The organism is Actinoplanes hulinensis (assembly GCF_019429605.1).
Lineage (GTDB): Bacteria > Actinomycetota > Actinomycetes > Mycobacteriales > Micromonosporaceae > Actinoplanes > Actinoplanes campanulatus.
Genome location: NZ_JAHXZI010000020.1, coordinates 117752 through 135510, shown reverse-complemented (window position 1 = coordinate 135510; position 17759 = coordinate 117752). Strand labels below are relative to the sequence as shown.

The following is a 17759-nucleotide window of genomic DNA, read 5'->3' as shown; positions in this document are numbered from 1 at the left end:
CCGGCATGGAGAGCATCGTCGACACGGTCGTCCTGGTGGCGATCTCGGTGGTCGGTGCGGCCCTGGCCCGCCGGCTGGGCTTCGTGGCGCCGCTGGTCCTGCTGGTCGCCGGGCTGGGCCTGTCCTACGTGCCCGGCTTCCCGGACGCGCACCTGGAACCGGAGCTGGTGCTGATCGGGATCCTGCCCCCGCTGCTGTACGTGGCGGCGCTGCAGACCTCGGTCCCCGCGTTCCGGCTGGCGCTGCGGCCGATCCTGCTGCTCGCGGTCGGTCTCGTGGTCGTGACCGCACTGGTGGTGGGCTTCCTCGTACATCTGCTTCTGCCCGCCGTGCCGCTCGCCGCGTGCGTCGCGCTCGGGGCGATCGTCGCCCCGCCGGACGCGGTCTCCGCGACCGCGATCGCCCGCCGGGTCGGCCTGCCGCGCCCGGTCGTCACCATCCTCGAGGGCGAGAGCCTGCTCAACGACGCGACCGCGCTCGTCATGGTGCGGGTCTCGGTCGGCGCGCTGATGGGCACCGCGATCGGGTTCTGGGAGATCACCGCCGCGGTGGGCCGCGCGGCCGGCGGCGGGCTGCTGATCGGCCTGGCGTTCGCGGTGGCGGCGGCCTGGCTGCACCGGAAGGTCGAGGACCCGCTGCTCGACGACGCGGTGGCGCTGCTCACCCCGTTCGTCGTGGTGATCGTCGCGGAGACCCTGCACACGTCCAGCGTGGTGGCCGTCGTCATCGCCGGGCTCTACCTCGGGCACCGCATCCCCTACCTGCTGTCGCCCACCTCCCGGTTGCAGACGGACGCGGTCTGGCGGCTGATCGTCTTCCTGCTGGAGGGCGTGGTCTTCCTCCTGGTCGGCCTGCAACTGCGCGACGTGCTCAGCGCCATCGAGACCGACACGGCCACCACCGTCAAGGTCACCGCCGTGGTGTTCGGGGCGCTGCTGGTGATCCGCTTCCTGTGGATCTACCCGGCCACCTATCTGGCCCGGCTCATCCCGCGGATCCGCAACCGGGAGGACCGGCCGCCGGCGACCGTGCCCACCGTGATCGCCTGGGCCGGGATGCGGGGCGTGGTGACCCTGGCCGCCGCGCAGACGCTGCCGGAGCCGGGCGTCGACGACGTCCCGGTCTACCCGCGTGAGCTGTTCGTGTTCGTGGCCTTCGCGATCATCGTGCTCACCCTGCTGGTGCAGGGCACCACCCTGCCGTGGCTGGCCCGCCGCCTCGGCGTCCGGGAGGACAGCGGCGCCGAGGACGCGCTTGCCGAGGCCGGGGTGCAGCACGCGGCCGGGCGGGCGGCGCTGGAGGCGCTGGAGGAGCACGCCGACGGCGCGCCCGAGTCGGTGGTGGAGCGGCTGCGCGGGCTGGTGGAGAACCGTGGCAACAACGCGTGGGAGCGGCTCGGCAGCCAGGAGCGGGAAACCCCGTCGGCGGCGTACGGTCGGCTGCGGCGGGAGATGATCAGTGCCGAACGGCACGTCTTCAAGACCGCCCGGAACGAGGGGCGGATCCCCGAGGAGGTGCTGGTCCGCGCCCAGCGTGAGCTCGACCTGGAAGAGTCCCAGCTGCAACGGAGTGACGATTGACCTGCCAGCATCTCAAGGAGGCGGTGGAAGCCGCACCGCTCAGCAGCTATCCGGACGGCTGTCCCCAGTGCGTGGCCGCCGGCTTCCAGAACTGGGTGCACCTGCGGCTCTGCCTGGGCTGCGGGATGGTCGCCTGCTGTGACTCGTCGCCGCGGCGGCACATGTCGGCGCACCACGCCGCCGAGGGCCATCCGGTGATGCGGTCCTTCGAGCCCGGCGAGTCCTGGCGCTGGTGCTACGAGGACGAGCAGCTCGGATGAGGATCTGCTCCGGGGCTCAGCTGTGGGAGTGGGCGGTGGTGGGGGAGGGGATGCGGGCCAGCACGGACTCCGCCTCGCGGGTCACCTGGCCGGCGTCCTGGGTGCGGGCCAGCTCGTAGACGTCCACGGTGCGGGCCGCGATGGCCGGCCAGTTGAAGTCCTCGTGGACCCGCTCGTGGGCGCGGAGCGCCAGGGCCCGGGCGTACTCGCGGTCGGCCAGCACCGAGCCGGCCGCCCAGGCCAGGGCGGCCGGGTCGTTCGGGGCGAACTTCACCCCGGTCACGCCGTGCTCGACGATCTCGGCGAGGCCACCGGTGTCGGCGGCCGCGACCGGGGTGCCGGCGGCGGCCGCCTCCAGGGCCACCATCCCGAACGGCTCGTAGATGCTCGGCACCACGTAGCAGTCGGAGGCGCCCATCAGGGCGGTCAGCTCGTGCCCGTCGAGGAAGCCGGCGAACGTCACCTCCGGATGGTCGGCGGCGAGCTCCTCCAGCTCGGCCCGGTACGGCCCGTCGCCGGCGATCACCACCCGCAGACCGGGGAACCGGTCCCGCAGCTCGGGCACGGCGGACAGCAGGTGCTGCACGCCCTTCTCGTAGACCAGCCGGCCGGCGCAGCTGACCAGCGGTCCGGAGCCGGCGTACCGGGCGCGGGCGGCGGCCACCGCTCTCGGCCGGGCCCGCCAGCGCAGCGCGTCGACCCCGTTGAAGACCACGTCGGTACGGTCCGGTTTCACCCCGAACAGGCGGCCGACCTCGCGTTTCATGTACGCCGAGCAGACGATCGCCCGGGCCGCGCCGGTCGCCAGCCAGCGTTCGATGTCGTCGATGGTGTGGTTGTGGGCCTCCGGGAGCCAGCCCTGGTGACGGCCCGACTCGGTGGCGTGGACGGTGGCGACCAGCGGCACGTCCAGGTGGTCGCTCACGGTCATCGCGGCGTGCGTCACCAGCCAGTCGTGGGCGTGCACCACGTCGTACCGGCCGGTGCGGGTGGCGCGCAGCGCGGACCGGGTCAGCGTGTGGTTGAAGGCGACCGCCCAGGCCAGCAGGTTCCCGTCGACCACCTCGAAGCCCGGCGGGTCGTCCGGGGCGCGGATCACACGGACGCCCTCGGCGTACTCCTCCAGGAGCGTGCCCGGCGTGTGCCGGGTGACCACCGTGACCTCGTGCCCGGCCCGGACCAGCGTGGTGGCGAGCGCGTGCACGTGCCGGCCCAGCCCGCCCACCAGCAGTGGCGGGTACTCCCAGCTCAGCATCATGATCCGAAGCACCGGTGCCACCTCCCTCACGTCAGGTACCGCTGTTTCACTCGTAGCACCTCGGCGACCGATCGCGCGGAGAAAAGGCAGCCGGTGGCCCGGTGGGGCGAGTCCCCCTCGGCGGTGTCACCCAGCGAGCCGACGCCCGTCTCGCCGAGATGCGCGGCGAGCCCGGTCAGCAGGCCCTCGACCGGCTGGCCGGTGGCCGCGCAGGCGTCCGCGTACGGGCCGATCAGCCATGTCCAGACGGCGCCCTGGTGGTAGGCCGGGTCGGGTTCGGCGGGCGGGCGGCTCTGGTAGCCGTACTCGGACGGGGCGAGGGTGCGCAGGCCGAGCGGTGTGAGCAGGGCCTCGCCCACGGCCTGGACCGCGCCGCCGGGACGGCCGCGCATCGGGGCGTACGGCAGCGACCAGGCGAGCAGCTGGTACGGCCGCAGCGACGGGTCGTCGTGGTAGGCGCCCGCGCCGAGCGGGTAGGTGGTGGCCGGGCCCTCGACCACGTCGTACAACCAGCCCTCGGGCGCCGGGAAGCGGGCCTGGAACGACTCGCGCGCCAGCCGCAGCCGGGCCCGCGGCTCGGCGTCGTCGCGGCCGGTCTCGCCGAGCAGTTCGCACATCGCGGCCAGGGCGTTCACCCACAGCGCGTTGATCTCCACGGGCTTGCCGACCCGCGGCACGGCCGGGAGGTCGCCGGGGGCGCCGGGCGGGATGGTGAGCCGCAGCAGCCCGTCGGCCGGGTCGAGACTGAGCGGGCCGGACCCGTCCAGGCGGTGCCGCAGGAGCCGGCCGAGCGGGATGGCCAGCTTGGCGGCCAGGGCCCCGTCGCCGGTCCGCGAGACGTGCCGGTCCACCGCGTGCACCAGCCACAGCGGAGCGTCCAGCGGGTCGTGCCGCAGCCACGGGGCGGCCGGGCCGGACGGCTCGCCGACCGCCGCCCGGGTGCGCGAGATCAGCAGCTCACGGCCCTCGTCGACCCGGCCGGTGTCGAGGAACAGCCCCTCGTAGGCGATCATCGTGTCGCCGGCCCAGCGGCCCTGCCCCGGGTAGCCGGCGACCACGTCGGGCCCGTCCGGGGTGCGGATCACGAAGCGGTCGGCGGCGAGGACCAGCGCTTCCCCGTACCCCTCGGCCTTGGAAAGGGTGACCAGGCGATGGGCGCGCTCGCGCTCCGCGGCGATGACCGCCGGCACGGGTGGCGGTGTCTCGCCGAGTCCGCCGGCCCACACCGAGATCCCCAGAGTCTGGCCCGGCCCGGCCTGCTGGAAGAAGCTGCCGGCGTGCCAGAGGTCGTCGTCCGCGCCGTCCTCACGGGTGTGCACGCCGACGTGCCAGAACCCGGCGGGCTGCCAGCCGGGACCGTGCAGCCGGTAGGCGCCGTCGACGATCACGCCGTCGGCGACCGGCTCCACGGAGAGCGCCGGGCCGCTCGCCCGGCGGGAGGTGCCCTCGGTCCGCCAGGTGCACATCGCGGCGACCGCCAGACCGATCGGGCCGGGCGCGCTGACCACCCGGTGCGCCACGGCGAGCGACGGATGGCCGTGCCGCATCGCCAGCTCCCGTTCGACCACCACGTCGCCGATCCGCCAGCGCCACCGTGGCAGCCCGTCGACCAGTCGGAACACCTCCAGGTGGGTGTGCCCGGCCGGGTCGATCGCCCCGGACGCCCACTCGTGGGTGTAAAGCGGGATCTTGACCCCGGAGGGCAGCGTCACGGTGAGATCGAGCGAGGTGAGCGCGACATGTCCGGAGGTGACCAGCAGGGCGTGCCGCCGGCGGGTGCGCAGACCGCTGATCGTGCCCGCCGCGTAGCCGCCGAGGCCGTCGGTGACGAGCCATTCCCGGCCGCCACCGGCCTCGGCGGAAACGGACCCGCAGACCTGCGGCCCGAAAATGATCTGATCGTTGCGCGGCACGATGACCCAAACCCCCGGATGGGGAGATATCAGTGGCTAACCGGACAGTCGGGCCGACGTTAGCAGTGAAGTCCGCGAGAATGACCTCTGACGCGGCCGCGCAGGGTTAGCCGGTCCCACGGATGGGCATGCACTCGCCCGCCGACCGCGATCATACGGACGGCCGAGGGGCGGGAGCACGATATGCAGGTCTGGCCTGGTCACCGGTACCCGCTGGGCGCTACTTACGACGGGACGGGCACGAATTTCGCGATCTTCTCCGAGGTGGCCGAGGCGGTCGAACTCTGCCTGTTCGACCCCGCCGGCAACGAGCGGAAGGTCCAGCTCCACGAGCAGGACGCGTTCGTCTGGCACGCGTACCTGCCCGGGGTCGAGCCGGGGCAGCGGTACGGCTACCGCGTCTACGGCCCGTACGAGCCACATCGCGGGCTCCGGTGCAATCCGCACAAACTGCTGATCGATCCGTACGCGCGGGCGATCGACTCGGACATCGACTGGCATCCGTCGCTGTACGCGTACGACTTCGACAACCCGGATCAGATGTCGGATCTGGACTCGGCGCCGTACATGCCCAAGGGCGTGGTGGTGAACCCGTACTTCGACTGGGGCAGCGATCGGCGCCCGGACATCCCGTACCACCACTCGGTCATCTACGAGACCCACGTCAAGGGGCTCACCCAGGCGCACCCGGACATCCCGCGGGACATGCGCGGCACCTACTCGGCGATCGGCCACCCGGCGATCATCGAGCACCTGAAGAGCCTCGGCGTGACCGCGGTCGAGCTGATGCCGGTCCACCAGTTCGTGCACGACAACCGGCTGCACGACCTGGGGCTGCGCAACTACTGGGGTTACAACACGCTCGGGTTCTTCGCGCCCTACCACGGCTATTCGGCGATGGGCTCGCTCGGGCAGCAGACCCAGGAGTTCCGCGGCATGGTGAAGGCGCTGCACGCGGCCGGCATGGAGGTCATCCTCGACGTCGTCTACAACCACACGGCCGAGGGCAACCACCTGGGCCCGACGCTCTCGCTGAAGGGCATCGACAACCGGACCTATTACCGGCTGGTGGACGATCAACCCCAGTTCTACATGGACTACACCGGTACGGGTAACAGCCTGAACGTGCGCAGCCCGCAGAGCCTCCAGCTGATCATGGATTCGTTGCGGTACTGGGTGACCGAGATGCATGTGGACGGCTTCCGGTTCGACCTCGCCTCGACGCTGGCCCGTGAGTTCTACGACGTCGACCGGCTGTCGACGTTCTTCGAGGTGGTGCAGCAGGATCCGGTGGTCGGTCAGGTGAAGCTGATCGCCGAGCCGTGGGACGTCGGGCCGGGCGGCTACCAGGTGGGCAACTTCCCGCCGAACTGGACCGAGTGGAACGGCAAGTACCGGGACACGGTCCGCGACTTCTGGCGCGGCGAGCCGGCCACCCTGGCCGAGTTCGCCTCCCGGATCACCGGCTCGGCCGACCTCTACCAGGACGACGGCCGTAAACCCTTCCACTCGATCAACTTCGTGACGGCGCACGACGGGTTCACCCTCAACGACCTGGTGACCTACAACGACAAGCACAACCAGGCCAACGGTGAGGACAACCGGGACGGCGAGAGTCACAACCGGTCCTGGAACTGCGGTATCGAGGGCCCCACCAGGGACGAGAACGTCCTGGCGCTGCGGGCCCGGCAACGGCGCAACTTCCTGGCCACGCTGATGCTCAGCCAGGGCGTGCCGATGATCTCGCACGGCGACGAGATGGGCCGCACACAGCAGGGCAACAACAACGCGTACTGCCAGGATACCGAGCTGAGCTGGATCGACTGGCAGAACGCCGACGAACAGCTGCTGGAGTTCGCCCGCAAGGTGACCGCGTTCCGGCACCGGCACCAGGTCTTCCAGCGCCGCCGGTTCTTCACCGGCCTGCCGGTGACCGCCCGCGGCGGCGGCGACCCGCTGCCCGACCTGGAGTGGTTCACTCCGGACGGCCGGCAGATGGCCGGCGACGACTGGGGCAACGACTTCGGCCGGGCGGTGGCGCTCTTCGTCAACGGCGAGGGCATCCGCGAGCGCGGCCAGTACGGCCAGCGTCACGTGGACAGCTCGTTCCTGCTCTTCTTCAACGCGCACGACGCGCCGCTCGAGTTCACCACTCCTCCCGCCGAGTACGGGGAGAAGTGGGAGAAGGTCATCGAAACCGCTGATCCGTCCCCTCACCGCCCGGCCATCGTGGAGGCTGGGCACAAGATCTGGGTGCCGGATCGGTCCCTCATCGTGCTGGACAGGACGGTGTGATGCCCGACAACAGGCCGAGCGGTACCTATCGCGTTCAGGTCCGCCCCGACTTCCCCCTGCACATCACCGCCGAGCTCGTCGACTACCTCGCCGATCTCGGGGTGAGCCACCTCTACTCGGCCCCGTTGCTGACGGCGGCGCCCGGCTCCGAACACGGCTACGACGTGGTCGACCACTCGTCGGTGAACCCGGCCCTGGGCGGCGCCGACGGGCTGCTGCGTCTCAGCCGCGCGCTGAAGGCGGCCGGTCTCGGCCTGGTCGTCGACATCGTGCCCAACCACGCGGGGATCGCCGTCCCGCATCTGAACCCCACGTGGTGGGACGTCCTTCGGCGAGGCCAGAAGTCGGACTTCGCCCACTTCTACGACATCGACTGGTCGCGCGGCCGTCTGCTCGTCCCGGTGCTGGCCGACGCCCCGGACGCCCTCGACGACCTGCGCGCCGAGGACGGCGAGCTGCGGTACTTCGACAAGCGGTTCCCGATCGCCGACGGCACCGGCGACGGCACGCCACGGGAGATCCACGACCGGCAGCACTACGAGCTGGTCAACTGGACCCGCGGCGACACCGAGCTGAACTACCGCCGCTTCTTCGCCATCACCGACCTGGCCGGCCTGCGCGTCGACGATCCGGAGGTCTTCGACGCCACCCACGCCGAGATCCTGCGCTGGTACCGGGAGGGCATCGCGCAGGGCATCCGGGTCGACCACCCGGACGGGCTCCGGGACCCCGCCGGATATTTCGCCCGGCTGCGGGAGGCCGCCCCGGACGCCTGGATCGTGGTGGAGAAGATCCTCGAGCCGGGCGAGAGACTCCCCGCCTGGCCGGTCGACGGCAGCACCGGCTACGACGCGATGTGCCTGCTGAACGGCGTCTTCGTAGACACCGGCACGGAGGCTTTCTTCGACACCCTGGACCACCACCTGACCGGTGTCACCACCTCCTGGCAGGACCTGGTCCACCAGGCGAAGTACACGGTCGCCACCGGGTGCCTGGCCGCCGAGCTGACCCGCCTGGCCGATCTGGCGCCGACCGTCGAGGACGCCCCCCGGGCCCTCGCCGAGCTGGCCGCCTGCTTCCCGGTCTACCGGTCCTACCTGCCGGCCGGGTCCCGGTACCTGGCCCAGGCCCGGTCCGAGGCGGGCCGTCGCCGGCCACACCTGATCAGCGCGCTCGACCAGCTCACCGCACGCCTGCGCAACCCCGCCGACGAACTCGCCATCCGGTTCCAGCAGTTCACCGGCGCGGTGATGGCCAAGGGCGTGGAGGACAACGCGTTCTATCGATGGACCCGGTTCGTGGCCCGCAACGAGGTGGGCAGCGATCCGGCCAGGTTCGGCACCACCCCCGACGAGTTCCACGAGGCCGCCCTGGAGCGCCAACAGGACTGGCCCGGCTCGATGACCGCGCTGGCCACCCACGACACCAAACGCGGCGAGGACGTACGGGCCCGCCTCGCGGTCCTCGCCGAGGTGCCCGGTGACTGGACCGAGGTGGTGCGCCGGTGGACCCGGTTCGCTCCGCTCCCGGACCCGTCATTGGCCCATCTGATCTGGCAGGTCACGGTGGGCGCCTGGCCGATCTCCCGGGAGAGGCTCCAGGCGTACGCCCAGAAGGCCGCCCGCGAAGCCGGGACCGGAACCTGCTGGCTGAACCCCGACGAGTCCTTCGAGACCGCCGTACGGCAGATGGTCGACCGGATCTACGACGATCCGGCCCTGCACCGTGAGGTCGCCGACTTCGCCGCCTCGATCACCCCGCCCGGCTGGTCCAACTCGCTCGGCCAGAAGCTCCTCCAGCTCACCATGCCCGGCGTGCCGGACGTCTACCAGGGCACCGAGCTGTGGGACCACTCGCTGGTCGACCCGGACAACCGGCGGCCGGTCGACTTCGCCGAGCGCCGCGCCCTGCTCAACCGCATCGACGACGGCTGGCTGCCGCCGGTGGACGCGACCGGCGCGGCCAAGCTGCTGGTCACCGGCCGGGTGCTGCGGCTGCGACGGCAGCGGCCCGAGCTGTTCGGCTCCTACCGGCCGGTCTACGCCGAAGGGCGGGCCGGGCACCACGTGGTCGCCTTCGACCGCGGCGGTGTGGTCGCCGTGGCCACCCGGCTGCCGATCGGATTGTCACGGCACGGCAGCTGGGGGGATACCAGCCTGTCACTGGACGGTCACAGTTGGACGGAAGTGTTCACGAACACCAGCTACGGTGGCAATCGACTGCCGGTGGCCGAGCTGCTGCACACCTATCCCGTCGCTCTCCTGGTGAAGGAATGACTGTCTTCGAGGTATGGGCTCCGGACAAGCGGGTCAGACTGCGTCTCGGCGACCATGACCACGCCATGGAGGCCGGCGTGGATGGCTGGTGGCGGGCCGACCTGCCGGCCCCCGCCGACGCCGCCTACGGCTTCCTCCTGGAGGGGCGGGAGCAGCCGCTGCCGGACCCGCGGTCGCCCTGGCAGCCGGACGGGGTGCACGGCCTGAGCCGGCTCTACGACCACTCCGCCTTCGCCTGGACCGACCAGGCGTGGACCGGCCGGCAGCTGCCCGGCTCGGTGCTCTACGAGCTGCACGTCGGCACGTTCACGCCGGAGGGCACGTTCGACGCGGCGATCGAGCGGCTGGACCACCTCGCCGACCTCGGCGTCGACCTGGTCGAGCTGCTGCCGGTCAACGCCTTCAACGGCACCCGCAACTGGGGCTACGACGGGGTCTGCTGGTTCGCGCCGCACGAGGCGTACGGGGGACCCGACGGCCTGAAACGCTTCGTCGACGCCGCACACGCCCGGGGCCTCGGCGTCGTGCTGGACGTCGTCTACAACCACTTCGGCCCCTCCGGGGCGTACGCGCCGATGTTCGCCCCCTATCTGAGCGGCGGCAGCAACCCCTGGGGCAGCGCGGTCAACCTGGACGGCCCGGGTTCCGGCCACGTGCGCCGCTACATCATCGACAGCGTCCTGATGTGGCTGCGCGACTACCACGTCGACGGCCTGCGGCTGGACGCCGTGCACGCGCTGCACGACGAGGGCGCCGTGCACCTGCTCGAGGAGATGGCGGTCGAGGTCGAGACGCTCGCCACCGAGCTGCGGCGGCCGCTGTCGCTGATCGCCGAGTCCGACCTCAACGACCCCAAGCTGATCACCCCGCGCGAGGCGGGCGGGTTCGGCCTGCACGCGCAGTGGGACGACGACGTGCACCACGCGCTGCACACCCTGCTCACCGGCGAGCGCCAGGGCTACTACGGGGACTTCGGATCGCTCGACTGTTTGCGTACCGTGCTGGAGGGTGCGTTCTTCCACGCCGGCACCTGGTCGTCGTTCCGCGGCCGCCGGCACGGCCGCCCGGTCGACCGGCAGCGCACCCCCGGGCACCGGTTCGTCGCCTTCCTCCAGAACCACGACCAGATCGGCAACCGGGCGGTCGGCGACCGGCTCACCGCCACCCTCTCGCCCGGCCTGCTGAAGGTGGCCGCCACCCTGCTGCTCACCTCACCGTTCACGCCGATGCTCTTCATGGGCGAGGAGTGGGCGGCCAGCAGCCCCTGGCAGTACTTCACCAGTCACCCGGAGCCCGACCTGGCCGCCGCCGTTCAGAACGGACGGCGTAAGGAGTTCGCCCGGCACGGCTGGGCCGAGGCCGACGTCCCCGACCCACAGGACCCGGCCACCTTCGAGCGCTCCAAACTCGACTGGTCCGAGCTCCAGAAACCCGGCCACGCCGAGATGCTGGAGCTGCACCGGAAACTGATCCGGCTGCGCCGGAGCATCCCCGGCCTCACCGACCCGTGGCTGCACAAGGTCGAGGTCCGGCACGGCGACCGGCACGTGGTGATCCGTCGCGGGCCCAACGTGGTGGCCGCCAACCTGGCGGACACGCCCCAGACGGTCAGCGTGCCGGCGCTGCCCCGATCGGTGCTGCTGGCCACCTCGCCCGGCGTGGTCGTCGAGCGGGACCGGCTCGTCCTGCCGCCGGAGAGCGCCGCCGTCGTCGCGGTTCGCTGACGTGCCACGATCCGCCATCATGTGCTGGTGAGCGTGCGGAAATCACGGAAGAAGAAGAAATCCCACTGGTGGGACTCGTGCAACCCGGCCTGTGACTGTGACATCCCCGGCTGCGACTGCTTCTCGCTGAGCACCATGGTGCGGCTGTCCTCGGTGCTCTTCTTCGAGAAGAGCCGGTCCGAGCGCGTCGTGGTCGGCGCGATCCACGGCTACCGGAAGGTCTCGCCGAAGCTGCCGACCCGCTGTCGGTACACGCCCACGTGCAGCGCCTACGCGTTGCAGGCGATCGACCGGCACGGCCTGCGGGCCGGGCTGCGGCTCACCGCGGGCCGGCTCGCCCGGTGCCGTCCCGGTGTCCCGTTCGGCACCGGGGACCCCGTTCCCTGACACCGTCGTGCACCATGACTCGTCAGGGACGAAGGGACGGGTCGATGGGGGACGAGAACAGGCCGCCGGGCGAGCAGCCGGGTCAGCAGTGGCGGCTGCCCCGGCAGTTGCAGATGGCGCCGGAGCTGGTCCGGCTGCTGCTGCGCACCCCGCCGCCCCCGGCGCCGGGACAGCCGGAGCCGACCGCCGAGGAGATCGCCTCGCAGACGCTCGCCCAGCAGGAGGTGATCGAGGAGGTCATCACCGAGGTCCAGAACGCCATCGTGGTGGACCGGGAGTACCGGTTCAAGGTGTGGCGGCTGGCCGGGCTGGGGCTGCTCATCGTGATCACCATCGCGGTGGTGCTGGGGCGGTTGTTCGTGGGCGGGCCGCCGTCGGTGGCTGAGCTGCGTGAGCAGGCCGGCGTCGACTCGTGGACCGAGCTGAAGATCGGGGTCAAGGACGATCAATTCGGTACGGCCTACTACAACCCGGTCACGAAGCAGTGGTCCGGTTTCGACATCGACGTGGCGTACATGATCGCGGAGGATCTCGGGTTCCGCCGGGAGGACGTGCGGTTCTACGGCATGGAGAGCGAGGACCGGGCCCGGATGCAGGCCAACGATCCGGTCTCCGGCGAGCGGGTGTCGGTGCAGATGGTGATCGCCAGCTACAGCATCACTCAGGAGCGCGAGGACCGGCCGGGGGTGACGTTCTCCCAGGGCTACCTCGACACCGAGCAGTCCGTCCTGACCCTCAAGGACCATGCGCCGGTCGCCGCGCTGAAGGACCTCAAGGGCAAGCGGGTCTGCAGCCTGTCCACCTCGACCAGCCAGTCCGCGCTCGGCGAACTCGGTGCCATCGTGATCCAGAAGAACCGCGTCCGGGAGTGCTTCGCCCTGCTCGACATCCGGGACGTCGAGGCGGTCAGCACCGATGCCGCGATCCTCGCCGGATGGAAGAACCAGTATCCCGACAAATACTCGCACTTCGACCTCGGCCTGGACCTCACCGAGCGCTGGGGCGTCAACGTCGGTGAGAATCTCGCCCTGAAGGAACTCGTCGACCTCACCCTCTACCGCTCCTGGGCGGATCCGAAGGACAGCCGCTGGGAGGAGGCCTACGACCGCAACTTCCAGGTCGAGGTGGAAGCCAACGGCGACACCCCGATCGCGGTGGCCCACCAGCCGAGGGCCGAGCGGCCCGACGTGCGCTGGCTGCCGTGGGAGGACCCGCTCGGATGAGCGAGATCGAGATCCACACCGGCGCCGTCAGCAAGGAGCGGCCGCTGCCCCGGCAGAGCTACCGCGCCGAGCTGAACTGGCTGCTCGCCGTCCTGCCCGGCTTCCCGCTGCTGCTGCTCGTGCTGCGGTTGTGGTACCTCAGCCGGCAGGACCTGCCCACCATGCTGCTGCTCGTGCAGTACATCAACCCGCTCGGCATGGTCGGCGCGCTCTTCATCACCCTGAGCTGGACCATCCCGGCCGCCATCCTGCTGGTCCGGGTGCTCGGCGGCATCCTGCTGGTCAGCGTCCCGGGGCGGACCGCCAACTCGTTCCTCGCGGTGACCGCCCTGCGGATGCCCGGCTGGGTGGTGGTGATCGCCGCCGGGATCGCCGCCTTCACCTGGCAGTTGAGGATGCTGCCGCTGCTCATGATGCTGATCGTCGCCATCCTCGGGCTCACCGCGGTGCAGGGGGCGCCGGGGGAGCCGTGGCTGATGTGGTGGCTCACCCTCGGTGTGCCGGTCCTCACCGGGATCCTGGTCTGGCTCTTCGTCTGGCCGGGGGTGGTGGCGGCGGTCCGTGCCGGGGAGTGGGCGACCGCGGTGCTCCTCGCCGTACCCCCGCTGTTCGGTCCTCTCCTGACCGGTCCGGTGCCGGAGCGATGGGCCCGGATCGCCACCCACTGGCCCGCCGTGGCGGCGGCCTTCGCCATGCCGTTCGTGGTCGGCGTCGTCTTCCTGCGCGCCCCCGTGCTGCCGGACAGCGCCGTCGAGGTGGCGCCGGAGAAGGAGCCGGTCCGGGTCGTCCGCGGCCAGCTCATCGCGGTCGACGACACCTCCACCACCATGCTCCGGCCCACCGGCGAGGTGATCTTCATCCCGAACGGCGAGGTCCGCTCCAAGACCCTCTGCCCGCAGGCGGTACAGCCGCCGGAGAGCGGCGTCACCGTCCGGGGATGGCCGGTCGAGGCGTCCGCACTCCAGTGGATCGCACCGACACGCACCGTCACCGAAATCGATCCACGGTGCCTCGGGCGCCCGCTTGACCGGGGTTGAGTGTATTTTCAGCAACGACATGTGCGACATGCCGCCCACCACGTGTAGATAGGTTGGCGCCGACCTGGCAGGCTGCACGCCATGACCTTGCACCTCCGGTGGGCGGCCGTGACCGACCAAGGACACGTCCGGAGCAACAACGAGGACTGTCACTACGCCGGTGATTGGCTTCTCGTCGTCGCGGACGGCATGGGCGGCATGGCCGCCGGCGATCTGGCCAGCCGGATCGCCATCGAAGCCATGGTCTCGCTCGACACCCCGATCGACACCGAGCATCAGATGGACGCCCTGCACCGCGGGCTGGAGTTGGCCAACGGCCGGATCGCCGAACAGGTGGCCGCCGACCCCTCCCTCGCCGGCATGGGCACCACGCTGACGGCGGTCCTCTTCAACGGCGAACGGGCCGCCATGGCCCACGTCGGAGACTCCCGGGCGTACCTGTTGCGCGAAGGCCGCCTCAACCAGCTCACCAAGGACGACACGTACGTCCAGATGCTCGTCGACCAGGGACTGATCAAACCGGAGGAGGCGGCCGCGCATCCGCGGCGGGCCGTCGTCACCCGGGTTCTCCAGGGGGAACCGGTGACCCCGGCCTACGTCATCGTCGAGCCGCGGCCGGGCGACCGCTGGCTCCTGTGCAGCGACGGGCTCACCGGTGTGGTGCCGGACCCGGTCCTCGAGGAGGAGCTGCGCACTGTCCAGGATCCCAAGTCGTGCGCAGAGCGTCTCATCGATCTCGCGCTCCGTGGCGGTGGGCCGGACAATGTGACGGTGGTAGTCGCCGACGTGACAGCCGGGGACTGACCCGCTCCCCTGTCTGAAGGTGGCTCTCGTGGCAGTCATCACCACGGCGCTGATCCTGGGCCTGGTCGCGTTCGGTGAACTCGTCCTCGGCACCCCGCGCCACTTCACCGCCACGGCGCAGCTGACCGCCGGGGTCGTCGCGGCCACCGTGTGCATCGCCGTCGGCCGCGGCCGGACCGGCTTCCCGCGCCAGTGGCGACTGTTCGCCGCGGCCGGCCTGGCCGTCTGGACGCTCACCCGGGTGTGGTGGGCGCTCGGCGACCCGCCGCCGGCCGTGTACGGCCTCGGCTACCTGGTGCTGCCCGCCTGCATGCTGCTCGGCCTGCTCGGCGCCGTGCACACCCGCCCACGGCCGGTGCCGATGTCGCCGCTGCGCGACCAGATCGCCCTCGTCATCGACAGCGCGCTGATCACCGGCTCGGTGCTCGCCCTGGTCTGGTCGGTGATCCCCGGCGACCCGCTCGGCGACCTGACCGGGACGGCCCTGCTCGGCTACGTCATCGCCGACCTGATCCTGCTCACCATGGTGGTGCTGCTGCTCACCACCCGGCCCGACTCGCCCGCCGGGCGGCGGCCGCTGCGGCTCGTCGGTGTGGCGCTCGTCGCCTTCGGCGTGGCCGACACGATCCGGCTCCTCGACGGTGGCTCAGCCTGGCTTCTCGGGCTGGAGAACGCCGGGCATCTGATGGGGCCGGCGTTCATCGCGCTGGCCGCGCTCAGCCCGAGCCGTCCGGCGCTCACCCGGCCGGCCGCCGAACTCCTCCAGCGGGACTGGTTCCGCCTGCTACTCCCCTACGGGCCGGTGCTGGTGACCGGGGCGGTGCTGGTGGCGGGAACGGTGGCGGGCAACGCGCTCACGCCGTTCGAGGCCTACCTCGGCTGGCTCGGGCTGGCCCTCGTGGTGACCCGGCAGATGCTCACCATCGTGGACAACACCGTCCTGTTCGACCGGGTCGCGGAAACCCAGCGGCGGTTGCACCATCAGGCGTACCACGACCCGCTCACCGGCCTGGCCAACCGGGCGCTGTTCCGGGAACGCCTGGTACTCGCCATCGACGCCCACCACCAGCACAGGGTGCCGGTCGCCGTCCTCTTCGCCGACCTCGACGACTTCAAACTCATCAACGACACGTTCGGGCACGCCATGGGCGACCGGGTGCTGCACGCCATCGGCGAGCGGATGCGGGCCTGCGTGCGCCCGCAGGACCTGGTGGCCCGGCTGGGCGGCGACGAGTTCGCGGTCGTGCTCGACCAGGCGCCCCAGCCCGCGCCCGCGCCGCGACGCCGTCTCCGGTCCCGCTGGGGCATGGCGGCGCGAGGCCGTCGCTACATCCTCTCCGCCGCGGGGGTACGGGTGACGAGCGGCCCCAGCACGCCCGGTCAGCCGCTCGGCCGTTCCGTGGACGGTCCCTCGCGCACCACCGAACCCGTCCTGCCACACGTCCCGTCCTCTCGCCGGCCCGCCTCCCACCAGCCGAACGGCGGGCCGCCGGCCGGGTCGGTGCCGGTCGTCTCCGCGTTCGGTCCCCCAACCGCCGGCGCTTCCACGGCCGCGCCCGGTTCCGGGCCGGTTGCTGAGGCCGTTCCGCACTCTGGAGCCGCAACCCTTTCCCCCGGAGCCGGGGCGGTGCCGTCGGCGGATGACGCCGGGCCGGTGGGGGAGAGCTGGGCCGCGGAGGCCGAGGCGATCGGGCAACGGCTGATGGCAGCGTTGCGGGAGCCGTACATCATCGATGGCCGCTCGGTCGGGGTCGGCGTCAGCATCGGCCTGGTCGCGGCGGACCCGGGCGACCGGCTCTCCGCCGACCTGCTGCTGCGCCGCGCCGACGCCGCGATGTACGCGGTCAAGCGCCGCGGCAAGGGCGCCCTTATCCGCTACACCGGCCGCCGCGACTCCGGCCCCAACGCCGACCTGCCGCAACTGCTGGCGGGCGCCCTCGCCGACGGCGGCAGCCCGGCCGAAGCCGGGTTCGAGGTCCACTACCAGCCGATAGTGCGGCTCGGCGACAGCGCGACCGTCGCGGTGGAGGCCCTCGCCCGCTGGACCGACCCGGTGGCGGGCCCGGTCCACCCCGACGTCTTCGTCACGATGGCCGAACGCACCGGCCTGGTCGCCGCCATCGACGACTTCGTCCTCGACCGGGCGTGCGCCGACGCCGCGGTCCTGGCCGAACGCTTCGGCCGCCCGATCGACCTGCACGTCAACGTCTCCGCCGGCAGGCTGGGCCAGCAGGGCCTGGAGGACGCGGTGGCCGCCGCGCTGGCCCGGCACGGAGTGCCGGCCGCCCGCCTGGTCATCGAGATCACCGAGACGCTGCGCATCCCCGACCTGCCCCGCGCGGCCGCCGTCGTGGGCAGGCTCCGGGCCTTGGGCGTACGGGTGGCACTGGACGACTTCGGCAGCGGCTTCAACGCCCTCGCCCAGCTCCACGCCATCCCGGTCGACATCGTCAAACTCGACTCCACCCTGACCGACGTGTCCAGCGCCTCGGACCGTTCCGGCGCCCTGTGCCGTTCGGTGCTGTCCATCTGCGCCGAACTCGGCATCACCGTGGTGGCCGAGGGCCTGGAAACCCCCGAGCGTTCCGCGACCCTGGAGGAACTGGGCTGCCCACTGGGCCAGGGCTACCTCTTCGGGGCTCCCGCGCCGCTCGCCCAGCTGGGTCCCTCGCCCACCGACTAGAGATCTTTCGCGGTCGGCGTTTCGCTCCTTTTCTCGTACGCGTGTCGTCGTCGCCGCCTTTCAGGGCCGTCCCGTCCGGTCGGCGCGCGCCCACTGCCCGCTCCGGCCTGTGCCGCGCCCGCCGGGCTGAGATCGGTGCCCGGGCAGGCCGAGCGGGTTGCCACCCCCTCATATGCCGCCGGTCACGGCCCGCTCGCCTTTCGGTCCCGCTGGGTGGGTGGTCGCGGTGTTGCCGGCCAGGCACCCGGGTTGCCCGCTCTCGGCCGTTGCGCCGGTCACTCGGGGCGGGTTGTCGCGCTTACACCAGGGTGGGGCGCAC

General features: G+C 71.6%; 12 protein-coding genes. 10 read left to right on the top strand and 2 right to left on the bottom strand.

From position 1 onward, the window contains the following. Nucleotides 1-5: 5 nt before the first annotated feature. Nucleotides 6-1580 (top strand): Na+/H+ antiporter, encoded by a 1575-nt coding sequence (locus KZ829_RS32915; protein ID WP_220147722.1) that lies wholly within the window; start codon nucleotides 6-8, stop codon nucleotides 1578-1580. Further along, nucleotides 1577-1840 (top strand): UBP-type zinc finger domain-containing protein, encoded by a 264-nt coding sequence (locus tag KZ829_RS32910; protein ID WP_220147721.1) that lies wholly within the window; start codon nucleotides 1577-1579, stop codon nucleotides 1838-1840. Before KZ829_RS32915 ends, KZ829_RS32910 begins: the two co-directional genes overlap by 4 nt. 16 nt (nucleotides 1841-1856) lie before the next feature. On the opposite strand, the gene KZ829_RS32905 is transcribed toward KZ829_RS32910, so the two are convergent. Together KZ829_RS32905 and KZ829_RS32900 are read right to left on the bottom strand one after the other, a co-directional pair. Continuing rightward, nucleotides 1857-3110, bottom strand: coding sequence for a glycosyltransferase family 4 protein (locus KZ829_RS32905; protein WP_372453934.1), 1254 nt, complete (start codon nucleotides 3108-3110; stop codon nucleotides 1857-1859). Nucleotides 3111-3124: 14 nt separating this feature from the next. Continuing rightward, complete coding sequence (locus KZ829_RS32900; RefSeq protein WP_220147720.1) at nucleotides 3125-5011, bottom strand: amylo-alpha-1,6-glucosidase; 1887 nt, start codon at nucleotides 5009-5011, stop codon at nucleotides 3125-3127. Nucleotides 5012-5194: 183 nt separating this feature from the next. On the opposite strand from KZ829_RS32900, the gene glgX reads away from it, so the two are divergent. The 8 genes from glgX to KZ829_RS32860 all read left to right on the top strand — a co-directional run bounded on the left by glgX (nucleotide 5195) and on the right by KZ829_RS32860 (nucleotide 17440). Next, nucleotides 5195-7306: a glycogen debranching protein GlgX gene (gene glgX, locus KZ829_RS32895; protein WP_220147719.1), complete on the top strand. Its 2112-nt coding sequence runs from the start codon at nucleotides 5195-5197 to the stop codon at nucleotides 7304-7306. After that, nucleotides 7306-9582, top strand: a complete 2277-nt coding sequence (treY, locus tag KZ829_RS32890) for a malto-oligosyltrehalose synthase (RefSeq protein WP_220147718.1) — start codon at nucleotides 7306-7308, stop codon at nucleotides 9580-9582. Before glgX ends, treY begins: the two co-directional genes overlap by 1 nt. After that, nucleotides 9579-11306, top strand: a complete 1728-nt coding sequence (gene treZ / locus KZ829_RS32885; protein WP_220147717.1) for a malto-oligosyltrehalose trehalohydrolase — start codon at nucleotides 9579-9581, stop codon at nucleotides 11304-11306. Before treY ends, treZ begins: the two co-directional genes overlap by 4 nt. 135 nt (nucleotides 11307-11441) lie before the next feature. Continuing rightward, a complete protein-coding gene (gene yidD / locus KZ829_RS32880) occupies nucleotides 11442-11693 on the top strand; it encodes a membrane protein insertion efficiency factor YidD (RefSeq protein ID WP_188126736.1) in 252 nt (83 codons plus the stop codon). 44 nt (nucleotides 11694-11737) lie between these two features. Continuing rightward, nucleotides 11738-12916, top strand: a complete 1179-nt coding sequence (locus KZ829_RS32875; protein ID WP_246636657.1) for a transporter substrate-binding domain-containing protein — start codon at nucleotides 11738-11740, stop codon at nucleotides 12914-12916. Beyond that, nucleotides 12913-13953 (top strand): hypothetical protein, encoded by a 1041-nt coding sequence (locus KZ829_RS32870; protein ID WP_220147716.1) that lies wholly within the window; start codon nucleotides 12913-12915, stop codon nucleotides 13951-13953. Before KZ829_RS32875 ends, KZ829_RS32870 begins: the two co-directional genes overlap by 4 nt. An 81-nt stretch (nucleotides 13954-14034) precedes the next feature. Then, entirely contained in the window at nucleotides 14035-14757 is a 723-nt protein-coding gene (locus KZ829_RS32865) for a PP2C family protein-serine/threonine phosphatase (protein ID WP_220147715.1), read from the top strand. Nucleotides 14758-14785: 28 nt separating this feature from the next. Then, complete coding sequence (locus KZ829_RS32860; protein ID WP_220147714.1) at nucleotides 14786-17440, top strand: putative bifunctional diguanylate cyclase/phosphodiesterase; 2655 nt, start codon at nucleotides 14786-14788, stop codon at nucleotides 17438-17440. The last annotated feature ends 319 nt before the right edge of the window (nucleotides 17441-17759 follow it).